Source organism: Mycobacterium sp. (assembly GCF_965229265.1).
Classification (GTDB): domain Bacteria; phylum Actinomycetota; class Actinomycetes; order Mycobacteriales; family Mycobacteriaceae; genus Mycobacterium.
Genome location: NZ_CBDDIY010000010.1, coordinates 1528063 through 1543594 on the forward strand (window position 1 = coordinate 1528063; position 15532 = coordinate 1543594).

The 15532-nt window shown below is 62.5% G+C and carries 10 protein-coding genes and 3 rRNA genes; 4 read left to right on the forward strand and 9 right to left on the reverse strand.

Annotation, left to right across the window (positions count from 1 at the left end; all coding sequences use genetic code 11):
- Positions 1–8 precede the first annotated feature (8 nt).
- The 3 genes from ADBZ9K_RS09145 (at position 9) to ADBZ9K_RS09155 (ending at position 2834) form a co-directional block, all read left to right on the forward strand.
- The gene (locus ADBZ9K_RS09145; protein WP_526619758.1) at positions 9–773 is read left to right on the forward strand and encodes a FadR/GntR family transcriptional regulator; all 765 of its coding nucleotides are present in this window, start codon (positions 9–11) and stop codon (positions 771–773) included.
- A gap of 64 nt (positions 774–837) precedes the next feature.
- Positions 838–2331, forward strand: a complete 1494-nt coding sequence (locus ADBZ9K_RS09150; protein WP_526619759.1) for an AlkA N-terminal domain-containing protein — start codon at positions 838–840, stop codon at positions 2329–2331.
- Positions 2328–2834, forward strand: coding sequence for a methylated-DNA--[protein]-cysteine S-methyltransferase (locus tag ADBZ9K_RS09155; RefSeq protein ID WP_526619760.1), 507 nt, complete (start codon positions 2328–2330; stop codon positions 2832–2834). The genes ADBZ9K_RS09150 and ADBZ9K_RS09155 overlap by 4 nt, the downstream gene beginning before the upstream one ends.
- A gap of 69 nt (positions 2835–2903) precedes the next feature.
- Here the strand turns inward: ADBZ9K_RS09155 and rrf are convergent.
- The 4 genes from rrf to murA all read right to left on the reverse strand — a co-directional run bounded on the left by rrf (position 2904) and on the right by murA (position 9910).
- Positions 2904–3017 (reverse strand): 5S ribosomal RNA (gene rrf, locus ADBZ9K_RS09160).
- Between the two features lie 118 nt (positions 3018–3135).
- Positions 3136–6259, reverse strand: a 23S ribosomal RNA gene (locus tag ADBZ9K_RS09165).
- 403 nt (positions 6260–6662) lie between these two features.
- Positions 6663–8184 (reverse strand): 16S ribosomal RNA (locus tag ADBZ9K_RS09170).
- The 16S, 23S and 5S rRNA genes sit together here, the layout of an rRNA operon.
- A 475-nt stretch (positions 8185–8659) precedes the next feature.
- Entirely contained in the window at positions 8660–9910 is a 1251-nt protein-coding gene (murA, locus tag ADBZ9K_RS09175) for a UDP-N-acetylglucosamine 1-carboxyvinyltransferase (protein ID WP_526619761.1), read from the reverse strand.
- 61 nt (positions 9911–9971) lie between these two features.
- Between murA and ADBZ9K_RS09180 the strand changes: the two genes are divergently transcribed.
- Positions 9972–10565: a cob(I)yrinic acid a,c-diamide adenosyltransferase gene (locus tag ADBZ9K_RS09180; protein WP_526619762.1), complete on the forward strand. Its 594-nt coding sequence runs from the start codon at positions 9972–9974 to the stop codon at positions 10563–10565.
- 1 nt (position 10566) lies between these two features.
- Here the strand turns inward: ADBZ9K_RS09180 and ADBZ9K_RS09185 are convergent, their stop codons facing one another.
- Genes ADBZ9K_RS09185 through atpA form a run of 5 tightly spaced genes read right to left on the reverse strand, consistent with a single transcriptional unit; the run spans position 10567 to position 15475 of the window.
- The gene (locus tag ADBZ9K_RS09185) at positions 10567–11010 is read right to left on the reverse strand and encodes a DUF2550 family protein (protein WP_526619763.1); all 444 of its coding nucleotides are present in this window, start codon (positions 11008–11010) and stop codon (positions 10567–10569) included.
- A gap of 11 nt (positions 11011–11021) precedes the next feature.
- A complete protein-coding gene (locus tag ADBZ9K_RS09190; RefSeq protein WP_526619764.1) occupies positions 11022–11387 on the reverse strand; it encodes a F0F1 ATP synthase subunit epsilon in 366 nt (121 codons plus the stop codon).
- A gap of 33 nt (positions 11388–11420) precedes the next feature.
- The gene (gene atpD / locus ADBZ9K_RS09195) at positions 11421–12851 is read right to left on the reverse strand and encodes a F0F1 ATP synthase subunit beta (RefSeq protein WP_526619765.1); all 1431 of its coding nucleotides are present in this window, start codon (positions 12849–12851) and stop codon (positions 11421–11423) included.
- A 42-nt stretch (positions 12852–12893) separates the two neighbouring features.
- Complete coding sequence (locus tag ADBZ9K_RS09200; protein WP_526619766.1) at positions 12894–13817, reverse strand: F0F1 ATP synthase subunit gamma; 924 nt, start codon at positions 13815–13817, stop codon at positions 12894–12896.
- An 8-nt stretch (positions 13818–13825) separates the two neighbouring features.
- Positions 13826–15475, reverse strand: coding sequence for a F0F1 ATP synthase subunit alpha (gene atpA, locus ADBZ9K_RS09205; protein ID WP_526619767.1), 1650 nt, complete (start codon positions 15473–15475; stop codon positions 13826–13828).
- Between the last annotated feature and the right edge of the window lie 57 nt (positions 15476–15532).

Sequence of the window (15532 nt, forward strand, 5' to 3'; positions counted from 1 at the left end):
GGATGGACATGTCGAGCTCTGCGAAACGCAACGCGTCGCTTCGTCCTGTGCACCGTAAGCCGATCTACGAGCAGGTCAGCGATCAGCTGCGGGAATTCATCGACATCAACCAGCTGCAACCCGGTGACCGGCTGATGACCGAACGAGAGCTGGCCCAGCAGTTGTCGGTGGGGCGTTCCTCGATCCGCGAGGCCATCACCGCACTGAGGGCGCAGGGCATCGTCGAGGTGCGCCACGGTGAAGGCATCTACCTCATGCGCCGCCCTGAGGACCTGATCTCGTCGCTGGCCGTCGAACTGATCGAGACCCACGCCGACCACCCGTACATCTGGGAGACGCGCCAAGCCCTCGAAACGCAATGTGCACGCCTTGCCGCGAGTCGCGCCACACCGACCGACAAGGCCGAAATCGAGGCGGGCCTGGCGCTGATGGCCGACGAGATCGCCGACGGCAAGCCGGGTTTGGAAGGCGACCGCCGATTTCACATGGGGGTAGCCGCCGCTGCCCACAATCCGGTCTTGATCGAGCTGCTGCAGGGCATCCGCGGCTCACTGGACCGCACATCGGAGACATCGCTGACCCGCACCGGCCAGCCGGAGCAGTCCCTGCGCGATCACCGCATCATTTTCGATGCAATCGTCGCCGGAGACCCCGACGAGGCAGCCCATGAAATGCTTCGCCACCTCGTCTCCACCTGTGACGGTCTGCTGGAGGAGCCTCAGCCGGCCGCGCGAACGCGCCGGGCACCGATGGGCACCAAGTCCGGCACCTGACCCGATCTCCACCATGTCGGTTTTCCGCTAGTCCTGTCGGTGCCGGCATGTAAGGGTTCAAGATGTGCACGACGAATTCGACCGCTGCTACCGGGCCGTCCAGTCCAGGGACGCCCGGTTCGACGGCTGGTTCGTCACCGCAGTACTGACCACCGGTATCTATTGCCGCCCCAGCTGTCCGGTGCGGTTGCCCCTGGCCCGCAATGTCAACTTCTACCCCAGCGCAGCCGCCGCGCAGCGAGCCGGCTTCCGGGCCTGCAAGCGGTGCCGTCCGGATGCGTCACCCGGATCCCCCGAGTGGAACGTCCGCGGGGATGCGGTGGCAAGGACCATGCGGCTCATCGCCGACGGCGCCGTGGACCGTGAGGGGGTCACCGGGTTGGCCGCCCGGATGGGCTACACCGCGCGGCAACTCGAACGCATATTGCAGGCCGAGGTCGGCGCCGGGCCGCTGGCCCTGGCCCGGGCGCAACGCGTCCAGACGGCGCGGGTCCTGATAGAAACCACCGACATGACGTTCAGTGACGTCGCCTTCGCCGCGGGATTCGCCAGCATCCGGCAGTTCAACGACACCATCCGGTCGGCCTGCGACACCACGCCGACGGTGCTGCGCCACAAGGCCGTCCGGCGGGACGGGCAGGACCGCGCACCGACTGGTCAGGTGCTCTCGGTGCGGCTGCCCGTCCGAACCCCCTTCGCCTATGAGGGGGTGTTCGGACATCTGGCGGCCAGCCTGGTCGTCGGGTGCGAGGAAGTCCGCGATGGCGCATACCGACGCACACTGCGCCTGCCCTCCGGTCACGGGCTGGTCAGCTTGGCCCCCCAACCCGACCACGTCCGGTGCACGCTGGTCCTCGACAACGTCCGCGACCTGGCCACCGCGATCGCCCGGTGCAGGCGCTTGCTGGATCTGGATGCCGATCCCGAAGCCGTCATCGACGTGCTGGGCGCGGACGCCGCGCTGGGTGCGGTGGTAGCCAAGGCTCCCGGTCAGCGCATCCCTCGAACCGTCGACGAGCACGAGCTGGCCATCCGGGCCGTGCTGGGTCAGCAGGTGTCGACCAAAGCTGCCTGTACCCACGCGGGACGCCTGGTCAGCGCCTATGGCAGCCCGGTCACGGATCCGCACGGGGGTCTGACGCACGCGTTTCCCAGTAGCGCGCAACTGGTCGACATCGACCCAGCCCACCTGGCCGTACCCGAGGCCCGCCGACGGTCACTGTCGACACTCACCTCGGCACTGGCCGCAGGTGAACTGGTATTGGACCCGGGCTGCGACTGGCAACGAGCGCGCGAACAGCTCTTGGCGCTCCCGGGCATCGGCCCGTGGACGGCCGAGATCGTGGCGATGCGGGGCTTGGGCGATCCCGACGCCTTCCCCGCCGGCGACCTGGGCGTGCGCCTGGCTGCTGAACAACTGGGGTTGGCCGCCGACGTCCGCGCACTGACCGAACACAGCAGCCGCTGGCGCCCGTGGCGCTCCTACGCGGTCCAGCACTTGTGGACCACGTTGGACCACTCCGTGAATCATTGGCCACCGAAGGAGACGACATCATGACAACCATCCGCTACCGAACCGTTGACAGCCCCGTCGGCCCGCTGACACTCGCCGGCGTCGGAACCACGGTGATGCATCTGAGGATGGTGGATCAAACGCACGAGCCGGACCGATCCGGTTGGCTGCCCGCCGATGACGGCGCCTTCCCCGAGGCGGTCGAACAGTTGGCGGCGTATTTCGCCGGTGAACTCACCGAATTCGATATCGACCTACAGCTCGTGGGGACCGAATTCCAGCGCAAAGTCTGGACGGCACTTCGCACCATTCCCTATGGGGAAACACGATCGTACGGACAAATAGCAGCGCAGATCGGTTCGCCGGGGGCGTCGCGAGCCGTGGGATTGGCGAACGGACGCAATCCGATTGGCATCATCGTTCCATGTCACCGCGTCATCGGATCCACCGGCGGATTGACTGGCTATGGTGGCGGAATTGAACGGAAACGCGCCCTCCTGGCGCTGGAGAAAGGCCGGCGGCCGGCCGAACTCTCGTTATTCGACTGATTCCCGAATAGAATTCGCCGCCAAATGGAAACACCCCCCGATTTCTCGGGGGGTGTTTCACTAAATTGTGTTCGGCGGTGTCCTACTTTTCCACCCGTGTTGGGTAGTATCATCGGCGCTGGCAGGCTTAGCTTCCGGGTTCGGGATGGGTCCGGGCGTTTCCCTGCCGCTGTGGCCGCCGTAACTTTATTTTATTTGTGGCCCTGGTTTTTGGTGGTGGGGTGGGTGTTGTGGTGTGTGGTGTGGTTGCGGGCGTCGTGTGTGTTCTTACTTAACCGAATCAATGGTGTTTTGTTTTGGTTGTTGTAAGTTTTCGGCCGGTTAGTGCCAGTTCCCTGCACACCTTGCGGTGCTTGTAGGTCTGGTCTATCGATCCCGTGGTCTGCGGGGGGCCTTATCCCTCTAAAAGGGTGAGAAGCCTGGTCTTGGAGAAGGTTTCCCGCTTAGATGCTTTCAGCGGTTATCCTGTCCGAACGTGGCTATCCAGCGGTGCCCCTGGTGGGACAACTGGTGGACCAGAGGTTCGTCCGTCCCGGTCCTCTCGTACTAGGGACAGGTTTCCTCAAGCTTCTGACGCGCGCGGCGGATAGAGACCGAACTGTCTCACGACGTTCTAAACCCAGCTCGCGTGCCGCTTTAATGGGCGAACAGCCCAACCCTTGGGACCTGCTCCAGCCCCAGGATGCGACGAGCCGACATCGAGGTGCCAAACCATCCCGTCGATATGGACTCTTGGGGAAGATCAGCCTGTTATCCCCGGGGTACCTTTTATCCGTTGAGCGACACCCCTTCCACTCGGGGGTGCCGGATCACTAGTCCCGACTTTCGTCCCTGCTTGACGTGTAGGTCTCGCAGTCAAGCTCCCTTGTGCACTTGCACTCAACACCTGATTGCCGTCCAGGTTGAGGGAACCTTTGGGCGCCTCCGTTACATTTTAGGAGGCAACCGCCCCAGTTAAACTACCCACCAGGCACTGTCCCTGAACCGGATATACGGTTCGAAGTTAGAAGTCCAATACGATCAGAGTGGTATTTCAACAATGACTCCACCCACACTGGCGTGTGAGTTTCACAGTCTCCCACCTATCCTACACAAACCGTATCGAACGCCAATACCAAGCTATAGTGAAGGTCCCGGGGTCTTTTCGTCCTGCCGCGCGTAACGAGCATCTTTACTCGTAGTGCAATTTCGCCGAGTCTATGGTTGAGACAGTTGAGAAGTCGTTACGCCATTCGTGCAGGTCGGAACTTACCCGACAAGGAATTTCGCTACCTTAGGATGGTTATAGTTACCACCGCCGTTTACTGGGGCTTAAATTCTCAGCTTCACCCTTACGGGTTAACCGGTCCTCTTAACCTTCCAGCACCGGGCAGGCGTCAGTCCGTATACATCGTCTTGCGACTTCGCACGGACCTGTGTTTTTAGTAAACAGTCGCTTCTCACTGGTTTGTGCCACCCCCCACCGCTGCCGGCAGCTAGTGCCATGACAGTAGGAGGTCCCCCTTCTCCCGAAGTTACGGGGGTATTTTGCCGAGTTCCTTAACCATAGTTCACTCGTACGCCTTGGTATTCTCTACCTGACCACCTGTGTTGGTTTGGGGTACGGGCCGTGTGTGTGCTCGCTAGAGGCTTTTCTTGGCAGCAGAGGATCACCGAATTCGCCTCACTCGGCTATGCATCACCTCTCAGGATATGTGAACGACGGATTTACCTATCGCTCTCCCTACGGGTTTGCCCCAGTATTACCACTGACTGGTACGGCTACCTACCTGCGTCACCCCATCGCTTGACTACTACCAGAGAAGGTCCCGCGCAGCGTGTGCACTCCTCACACCCGAAGGTGATCGGTAACGCACATTTTGGGCGGTTAGTACCCCTGATTCATCATGGGCGCTCACACACGGGTACGGGAATATCAACCCGTTGTCCATCGACTACGCCTGTCGGCCTCGCCTTAGGTCCCGACTCACCCTGGGCGGACTGGCCTGCCCCAGGAACCCTTGGTCTTTCGGCGGGCAAGGTTCTCACTTGCCTTATCGCTACTCATGCCTGCATTCTCACTCCCACACCCTCCACCACTAGATCACTCTGCGGCTTCACCGGATGCAGGACGCTCCCCTACCCAACGACACAAGGTCGTTGCCGCGGCTTCGGCGGTGTGCTTGAGCCCCGCTACATTATCGGCGCACAATCACTTGACCAGTGAGCTATTACGCACTCTTTCAAGGGTGGCTGCTTCTAAGCCAACCTCCTGGTTGTCTCTGCGACTGCACATCCTTTTCCACTTAGCACACGCTTAGGGGCCTTAGCCGGCGATCTGGGCTGTTTCCCTCTCGACGCACGGAGCTTATCCCCCGCCGTCTCACTGCTGCGCTCTTAGACTCACCGGCATTCGGAGTTTGGCTGACGTCAGTAACCCTGTGGGGCCCATCGGCCATCCAGTAGCTCTACCTCCGGTGAGAAACACGCAACGCTGCACCTAAATGCATTTCGGGGAGAACCAGCTATCACGGAGTTTGATTGGCCTTTCACCCCTACCCACAACTCATCCCCTCAGTCTTCAACCTAAGTGGGTTCGGGCCTCCACGCGGTCTTACCCGCGCTTCACCCTGGCCATGGGTAGATCACTCCGCTTCGGGTCCAGAACACACCACTACACCACACACTCTTGTGTGGATACGCCCTATTCAGACTCGCTTTCGCTACGGCTACCCCACCCGGGTTAACCTCGCGACATGTCCCTGACTCGCAGGCTCATTCTTCAAAAGGCACGCCATCACCCCACCACGAAGGAGGGCTCTGACGGATTGTAGGCACACGGTTTCAGGTACTATTTCACTCCCCTCCCGGGGTACTTTTCACCATTCCCTCACGGTACTAATCCGCTATCGGTCATTGGGAAGTATTCAGGCTTACCGGGTGGTCCCGGCAGATTCACAGCAGATTTCACGGGCCCGCTGCTACTCGGGAACCCATCACAGCAGAGAACATGTTTTCACCTACGGGGCTCTCACCCACTACGGCAGACCATCCCAGGCCACTTCGATTAACACATTCTTTTCTGACTGCTGCCCAGACCGGCAGATCTGAGAAGACAGGCCCCACAACACCGCACACACAACCCCTGCCGGGTATCACATGCATACGGTTTAGCCATCCTCCGCGTTCGCTCGCCACTACTAACGGAATCACTTACTTGTTTTCTCTTCCTACGGGTACTGAGATGTTTCACTTCCCCGCGTTCCCCCCCGCACCCTATATATTCAGATGCGGGTGACACGACATCACTCGTGCCGGGTTTCCCCATTCGGACATCCTCGGATCAACGCTCGGTTGACAGCTCCCCGAGGCTTATCGCAGCCTCCTACGTCCTTCATCGGCTCCCAATGCCAAGGCATCCACCATGCGCCCTTAAACACTTACAACACAAAAAACCAATTCGAAAAAAGAAATTGCACATCAACACACAACCAACCACCACCCCCCAAAAGGAGGCACTGATCACCTGCGTGCTAGATGCTCGCAACCACTATCCACAAATCAAACACCACACCCCACCACCAAAGCAGGGCAACAACACGCCGATACCACCCAACGGTGACACCACCCGAAACCCCGGGCACGGGCCTGTTGTCTCAAAGCCCAATAGTGTGTTCAGCAGCCACCCCACACCCCCACCACCAAAGCAGCAAAGACACAGAATGTTTGTTTCGTTTGTCGTGCACCAGAACCTGAAACCCACTACAGGCCAGGCCCATCCAACGAATCGACCAGATCACCGAACCCCCACACGATGTGGGCGGGCCTGATACTCGTGGTGCTCCTTAGAAAGGAGGTGATCCAGCCGCACCTTCCGGTACGGCTACCTTGTTACGACTTCGTCCCAATCGCCGATCCCACCTTCGACGGCTCCCTCCCACAAGGGGTTAGGCCACCGGCTTCGGGTGTTACCGACTTTCATGACGTGACGGGCGGTGTGTACAAGGCCCGGGAACGTATTCACCGCAGCGTTGCTGATCTGCGATTACTAGCGACTCCGACTTCACGGGGTCGAGTTGCAGACCCCGATCCGAACTGAGACCGGCTTTACAAGGATTCGCTCCACCTCACGGCATCGCAGCCCTTTGTACCGGCCATTGTAGCATGTGTGAAGCCCTGGACATAAGGGGCATGATGACTTGACGTCATCCCCACCTTCCTCCGAGTTGACCCCGGCAGTCTCTCACGAGTCCCCACCATTACGTGCTGGCAACATGAGACAAGGGTTGCGCTCGTTGCGGGACTTAACCCAACATCTCACGACACGAGCTGACGACAGCCATGCACCACCTGCACACAGGCCACAAGGGAACCGACATCTCTGCCGGCGTCCTGTGCATGTCAAACCCAGGTAAGGTTCTTCGCGTTGCATCGAATTAATCCACATGCTCCGCCGCTTGTGCGGGCCCCCGTCAATTTCTTTGAGTTTTAGCCTTGCGGCCGTACTCCCCAGGCGGGGTACTTAATGCGTTAGCTACGGCACGGATCCCAAGGAAGGAAACCCACACCTAGTACCCACCGTTTACGGCGTGGACTACCAGGGTATCTAATCCTGTTCGCTCCCCACGCTTTCGCTCCTCAGCGTCAGTTACTGCCCAGAGACCCGCCTTCGCCACCGGTGTTCCTCCTGATATCTGCGCATTCCACCGCTACACCAGGAATTCCAGTCTCCCCTGCAGTACTCCAGTCTGCCCGTATCGCCCGCACGCCCACAGTTGAGCTGTGAGTTTTCACGAACAACGCGACAAACCACCTACGAGCTCTTTACGCCCAGTAATTCCGGACAACGCTCGGACCCTACGTATTACCGCGGCTGCTGGCACGTAGTTGGCCGGTCCTTCTTCTATAGGTACCGTCACTTGCGCTTCGTCCCTACTGAAAGAGGTTTACAACCCGAAGGCCGTCATCCCTCACGCGGCGTCGCTGCATCAGGCTTGCGCCCATTGTGCAATATTCCCCACTGCTGCCTCCCGTAGGAGTCTGGGCCGTATCTCAGTCCCAGTGTGGCCGGACACCCTCTCAGGCCGGCTACCCGTCGTCGCCTTGGTAGGCCATCACCCCACCAACAAGCTGATAGGCCGCGGGCCCATCCCACACCGCAAAAGCTTTCCCCCACCAGGCCATGCGACCAGCAGGGTGTATCCGGTATTAGACCCAGTTTCCCAGGCTTATCCCAAAGTGCAGGGCAGATCACCCACGTGTTACTCACCCGTTCGCCACTCGTGTACCCCGAAAGGCCTTACCGTTCGACTTGCATGTGTTAAGCACGCCGCCAGCGTTCGTCCTGAGCCAGAATCAAACTCTCCAAACAAAAACCCCTCGACCAAACGAGGCAGAATCCGAATCAGAAAAATCTGACCTAACAAAAAGACACCAAAAACTGGCATCAAAAAAACAACCACCCACACAACAGGAAGACGGGAAGTCCCCCACATGAGCGGCCAAAAACAACAAACAAAAACCACCAAACACACTATTGAGTTCTCAAACAACACACCCGGCAGGCTTCCGCCGTTTAGGCAACCCTGCCAGCTTACTTCACCAAGCTGCCGGTGTCAACTCGCCACCCTCGTTCCGTTTCCGGTTCAAAAGTGTCTGGCTAATTGACGCCCGCCAGCAGGCAACCCTGCTAACTTACTTCAAGACTCTCTCCGTGTCAACCCGCTCCCCCCACGCCCCGACTTCGGGCGCGCAGCAAACCGGCTGATTGACGTCAAGATTTCTCGAATTCGACTCACCGCTTCCGACCCGTCTCCGGGTCCGGTGCGATCGGCCGGACGCTTACATTACACCCGTTCGATCTCAGCTCCAAGTCGGACCAGATTCTCCACGAAAAGCGGGTAACCCCGGTCGATATGGAACACGTCGTGGACTTCGGTCTCGCCGTCGGCGACGAGCCCGGCCAGCACCAAGCCGGCGCCGGCACGGATGTCCGAGCACCACACCGGAGCGCTGGACAGCTGCGGGATCCCCCGCACCACCGCATGATGGCCGTCGGTCCTGGCGTCAGCCCCCAGCCGGATCATCTCCTCGACGAACCGGAACCGTGCTTCGAAGACGTTCTCGGTGATCATCGACGTCCCGTCGGCGATGGACGCCAATGCGATCGCCATCGGTTGCAAGTCCGTCGGGAATCCCGGGAACGGCAGCGTCGCGACGTTGCCAGCCTTCGGCCGGTCGTACTGCACCACTCGAAAGCCGTTGTCGTGCTGGGTGACGGTGGCACCGGCATCGTGCAGCTTGTGCAACACCAGTTGCAGATGCGCGGGGTCGACCCCGGTGACTGAAATGTCGCCGCGGGTCATCGCGGCGGCGATACCCCACGTCGCGGCAACGATCCGATCCCCAATCACCCGATGTTCGGTGGGGTACATCTTGGGCACACCGGTAATTGTCAGCGTGGATGTCCCGGCACCCTCGATCTGGGCGCCCATCTGATTGAGCATCTCGCAGAGGTCGATGACGTCGGGCTCGCGCGCCGCATTGTGGATCGTGGTGACGCCCTCGGCAACGACCGCGGCCATCAGGATGTTCTCAGTGGCGCCTACCGACGGGAACTCCAGCTGGATCTCCGCGCCACGGAGTTTCTCGGCGGTGGCCACGACACAACCGTGCTCGATGTTGCAGTCCGCGCCGAGTTGGCGCAGCCCGGCCTGATGCATGTCGAGCGGGCGGGAGCCGATCGCGTCCCCGCCGGGCAGCGCTACGCGGGCTCGCTTGCACCGCCCCACCAGCGGCCCGAGCACACAGACCGACGCGCGGAACTGGCGAACCGCAGCGAAATCGGCCTCGTATTTGGGCTCCTCGGGCGACGTGATCCGTACGACCGAACCGTCGAGCTCGACGTTGGCCCCCAGCCCGCGCAGCACTTCGGCCATCAGCGGAACGTCGAGGATGTCGGGGCAGTTGGTGATCGTGGTGGTGCCCTCGGCCAGCAGACTGGCGGCCATCAGCTTGAGGACGCTGTTCTTGGCGCCCCCCACAGCTACCTCGCCGGATAACCGGTTTCCGCCGGTCACCACGAAACGCTCGCCCACGCCCCCAGTTTAGTGGAGCCGGGACCCTGTACCCGCACACTCGGCCGGTACGGTTTGACTCATGGCAGTGCACCTGACCCGCATCTATACCCGTACCGGTGATGACGGGACGTCGGGATTGAGTGATTTCTCACGAGTGGAGAAGAGCGATCCGCGGCTGGTGGCCTACGCCGACTGCGACGAGGCGAACGCCGCCATTGGGGTGGCCGTGGCCCTCGGCGGGCCCGGCGGGGAGTTGCGCGCGGTGCTGCTGCAGATTCAGAACGACCTGTTCGACGCCGGTGCGGATCTGTCCACCCCCGTCGTAGCAAATCCCGAGTACCAGCCGTTGCGGATCACCCCGCCCTACATCGAGCGGCTCGAAGCTTGGTGCGACCAGTACAACGAGACCCTGCCGGCGCTGAATTCGTTCATCCTGCCGGGCGGTACCGCCCTGTCGGCGCTGTTGCACGTGGCGCGAACCGTGACGCGGCGCGCCGAGCGCGCAGCCTGGGTCGCGGTGAAGGCCTATCCCGACACGGTCAGTCCACTCCCGGCCCGCTACCTCAACCGGTTGTCCGACCTGCTGTTCATCCTGTCGCGGGTGGCCAACCCGGACGGCGACGTCCTGTGGCAGCCGGGCGGAGCGAACGCCGGCGGGCCCGAGCCGACATAGGTCAGACCGTGCGGCGCCGAGCCCTCGGCGAGGGTCGGGACTCGACCCACGACAGGAATGCGGTCAACGCCCCACGGTCGAGCGCCATCTCGTAGCCCCGCCACCGGTCAGCGGTGGTGTCGTGCAGTTCGATCACCACGATCTCTGCAGTCATGATGTCGAACTCATCGCCGCGGGGTGCGCGCCGCGACATGATCTCCAGTCCGCGCCGGCTCAGGCGCCGATCCGGCCACCACCGCAGACTCGACAACCGGTAGAACCTGGCCTCGTCGCCGCGGTATCGGATGACCCCGTGCCGCCAGCCGTGCCCGCCCACCGCAGGGATGTCACGCAGGATCGCCGCCGTGCCGCCTTGGCGTAGCTTCCACAGCCGATAGCTGAGCGCGGCGACGGCCAGTAACAGCACGCTGACGAGCGCGACCATGAAGATCATCGGCGCGCTCATCACTCGTACGGCTAGTCGAGTTGGCCAAGGGCACGCAGACGTGCCCGGCCGCGAGCGGCTGTCTGCGGGTCGTCGGAGCCGGCATCAGCCTTGGCCGCGTCCGCGTTGATCTCCGATTCGAACTCAGCGGACTCGGCGAGAATGGTCACACCGGCTTCGGTCACCGACAGGTAGCCTCCGTCGACAGCGATGCGCAGGTCGTCCTCACCCTCCCGCTCGACGCGCACCATCGCGTCGTCCACCAGTTGTGCAACCAGCGGAATGTGCCGAGGCAGAATGCCGATTTCGCCCGATGTGGTGCGGGTGAAGACGAATGTCGCCTTTCCCGACCAGATCTTGCGCTCGACGGCGACGATGTCGACGTCCAATTCGGCCATCTCACATCACCTTTCGGATCGTCGTCCGGACAATCACAGCTTGGCGCCGAGGCTCTCGGCCTTCTTCGCCAGGTCGTCCAGGCCACCGATCAGGAAGAACGCCTGCTCGGGCAGGTGGTCGAACTCACCCTTGGCCAGCTTGTCGAAGGCCTCGATGGTCTCCTTAAGCGGCACCGTCGAACCGGGCTGCCCGGTGAACTGCTCGGCCGCCATCATGTTCTGGCTCAGGAAGCGCTCGATCTTGCGAGCCCGGTACACCAGCACCTTGTCCTCTTCGGAGAGCTCATCGATACCGAGGATGGCGATGATGTCCTGAAGGTCTTTGTAGCGCTGCAGGATGCGGATGACTTCCTGTGCCACCCGGTAGTGCTCGTCGCCGACCACGCTCGGGTGCAGGATCGTCGAGCTGGACGCCAGCGGGTCCACGGCCGGGAAGATGCCCTTGGAGAACACCGCACGGGAGAGCTCGGTGGTGGCGTCCAGGTGCGCGAACGTGGTCGCCGGCGCCGGGTCGGTGTAGTCGTCGGCGGGCACGTACACGGCCTGCATCGAGGTGATCGAGCGACCACGAGTCGAGGTGATGCGTTCCTGCAGCTCACCCATCTCGTCGGCCAGCGTCGGCTGGTAACCCACGGCCGACGGCATACGACCGAGCAGGGTCGACACCTCGGAGCCGGCCTGGGTGAACCGGAAGATGTTGTCGATGAACAGCAGCACGTCCTGGCCCTGCTCGTCGCGGAAGTACTCGGCCATGGTCAGTGCCGAGAGGGCCACCCGCATACGGGTGCCCGGCGGCTCGTCCATCTGGCCGAACACGAGCGCGGTGTCCTTGAGCACATTGGCGTCGGCGAGCTCGACCCACAGGTCGTTGCCCTCGCGGGTGCGCTCCCCCACGCCGGCGAACACCGAGGTACCACCGAAGTTGCGGGCGATGCGGTTGATCATCTCCTGGATGAGCACCGTCTTACCCACTCCGGCACCGCCGAACAGGGCGATCTTGCCGCCACGCACGTACGGGGTCAGCAGGTCAACGACCTTCAGGCCGGTCTCCAGCATCTCGGTGCGGGGCTCCAGGTCGGCGAAGGCCGGCGGCTTGCGGTGGATCGACCAGTGCTCGAAGTCCTTGCCGTAGCCGGGATCGTCGAGGCAGTCGCCCAGGGCGTTGAACACGTGGCCCTTGACGCCGTCACCGACCGGCACCGAGATCGATGCGCCGGTGTCGGACACCTCCACCCCGCGGACCAGACCATCGGTCGGCTGCATCGAGACGCAACGGACCAGGTTGTCACCCAGGTGCTGAGCGACCTCGAGGGTCAGGGTCTTGGCCAGCGCGCCGAAGGTGATCTCGGCGTGCAACGCGTTGAACAGTCGGGGCACCGAACCACGGGGGAACTCGACGTCCACCACCGGTCCGGTGATACGGACCACGCGCCCGGCGGTCTTGGTCTCTACGGCAGCAGTCATATTTCTCTTCGCTTCCTGAACGGGGCCTATGTAGTTGAGTCGCTAGCGCGCGTCGGCCAGCGCGTTGGCGCCACCGACGATTTCGCTGATTTCCTGGGTGATCTGCGCCTGCCGCTCGCGGTTCGCCGCCAGCGTGAGCGCCTTGATCAGATCGTCGGCATTGTCGGTCGCCGACTTCATGGCGCGACGACGGGAAGCCGATTCGGAGGCCGCCGCCTCGAGTAGCGCCGCGTACACCCGCGTTGCGATGTAGCGCGGCAGCAGCGAGTCGAACAGTTCCTCGGCGTTGGGCTCGAAGGAGAACAACGTGCGCGGGCCGGTCTCCGACTCGCCGACATATTCGACGACCATCGGTGCAATCCGCAGTGCCGCGGCAGTCTGCGACAGCATCGACCGGAACTCCGTCGACACGATGTGCAACTCGTCAACACCCAGGATGCCGTCGGCACCCGGGTCGTCACCGCTGTCGTCGGCACCGGACATGAACGCGGTCACCAGGGTGTCCGCGATGTCCTTCGCGTTGTCGTAACTGGGCCGCTCGGAGAAGCCGGTCCACGATTCGATGACGGTACGTTGGCGGAAGTTGTAGTACCCCAACGCCTTCCGGCCGACGACATAGAGCACCGGGCTCTTGCCCTCTTCCCGCAGCAAGGAGAACAGTTCCTCGGCCCGGCGCAGAACGTTGGCGTTGTAGCCGCCGCACAGACCGCGATCCGACGACACCACCAGCACGCCGGCACGCTTGGGGTTCTCCCGCGCGACAAGCAGCGGGTGATCCAGCGCGCTGGCGCCCGCGAGTTCGGTGAGCATATTGGTGATCTCGGTGGCGTAGGGCCGGGCTGCGTCAACCCGGGCCTGCGCCTTGGCGATCCGCGACGTGGCAATCAGTTCCTGGGCCTTCGTGATCTTCTTGATCGACGAGGCGGATTTGATGCGACCGCGGAGCTCGCGAAGTGTGGCTGCCATCGCCTTCCCTAGTTCTTCTTCGGAGCCGGCTTACGGACCTTCACGGATTCCTTCTCCAGGTCCTCGGGGTCCAGTGCCTCGGTCTTCTCGTCGCCGACAACCACCGAGCTGCCGTCGCTGGCGGCGAAGCCCTTCTTGAAGTCATTGATGACCGAAACCAGCTTCTCCTCGGCTTCCTCGGAGAGCTTCTTGGACTCCTTGATGCCGGTGAGCAGATCGCCGTGGCTGGCCTTCACATGCTCGAGGAACTCGGACTCGAAGCGCGCGACGTCTTCGACGGGCACCGAATCGAGGTGACCCTGGGTGCCGAGGAAGATCGCGACGACCTGATCCTCGACCGCCATCGGGCTGTACTGGGCCTGTTTGAGCAGCTCGACCAGACGCACGCCGCGGTCCAGCTGAGCCTTCGAGGCGGCATCGAGGTCCGAGGCGAACGCCGCGAAGGCCTCCAGCTCGCGATACTGCGACAGGTCCAGACGCAGCGAACCCGCCACCTCTTTCATCGCCTTGATCTGGGCGGCACCACCGACGCGCGACACCGACACACCGACGTTCACGGCCGGGCGAACGCCCTGGTTGAACAGGTCGGACTCCAGGAAGCACTGGCCGTCGGTGATCGAGATGACGTTGGTCGGGATGAACGCCGAGATGTCGTTGGCCTTGGTCTCGATGATCGGCAGGCCCGTCATCGAGCCGCCGCCGAGTTCATCGGACAGCTTGGCGCACCGCTCGAGCAGACGGGAGTGCAGGTAGAAGACGTCACCGGGGAATGCCTCGCGACCCGGCGGGCGGCGCAGCAGCAGCGAGATCGCACGGTAGGCGTCGGCCTGCTTGGACAGGTCGTCGAACACGATCAGGACGTGCTTACCGTTGTACATCCAGTGCTGGCCGATAGCCGAACCGGTGTAGGGCGCAAGCCATTTGAAGCCGGCAGCGTCGGATGCGGGTGCGGCCACGATGGTGGTGTACTCCATCGCGCCGCCCTCTTCGAGGGCCCGCTTCACCGAAGCGATCGTGGTGCCCTTCTGGCCGATCGCAACGTAGACGCAGCGCACCTGCTGGTTGGGATCGCCGGTCTCCCAGGCTTCCCGCTGGTTGAGGATGGTGTCGACACACACCGCCGTCTTGCCGGTCTTGCGGTCACCGATGATCAGCTGGCGCTGGCCGCGACCGATGGGGGTCATAGCGTCGATGGCCTTGATGCCGGTCTGCAGCGGCTCGCCGACGCCCTGGCGCTGCACCACCGACGGTGCCTGCAGTTCGAGTTCGCGGCGTGTTTCGGCCTCGATGTCGCCGCGACCGTCGATCGGCTGGCCCAGCGGGTTGATGACGCGGCCCAGGAATGCGTCACCGACCGGCACCGAGAGCACCTCGCCGGTCCGCTTGACCTGCTGGCCCTCGGCGATCTTCTCGAACTCACCCAGGATGACCGCGCCGACGCTGTGCTCGTCGAGGTTGAGCGCGACGCCGAGCACACCACCTGGGAACTCCAACAGCTCCTGGGTCATCACCGAGGGCAGGCCCTCCACGTGGGCGATGCCGTCGCCGGCGTCGATGACGGTGCCGATCTCCTCGCGCCCGCTGTCCGCCTCGAAACTCGAGACATAATCGGCGATGGCACCCTGGATGTCATCAGCCGAGATTGTCAACTCTGCCATGGCTTTTCGTCTTCCTGCCTTTGCTTTGGGTCTGTAGAGGTTCGTTTGGCTGGTCAG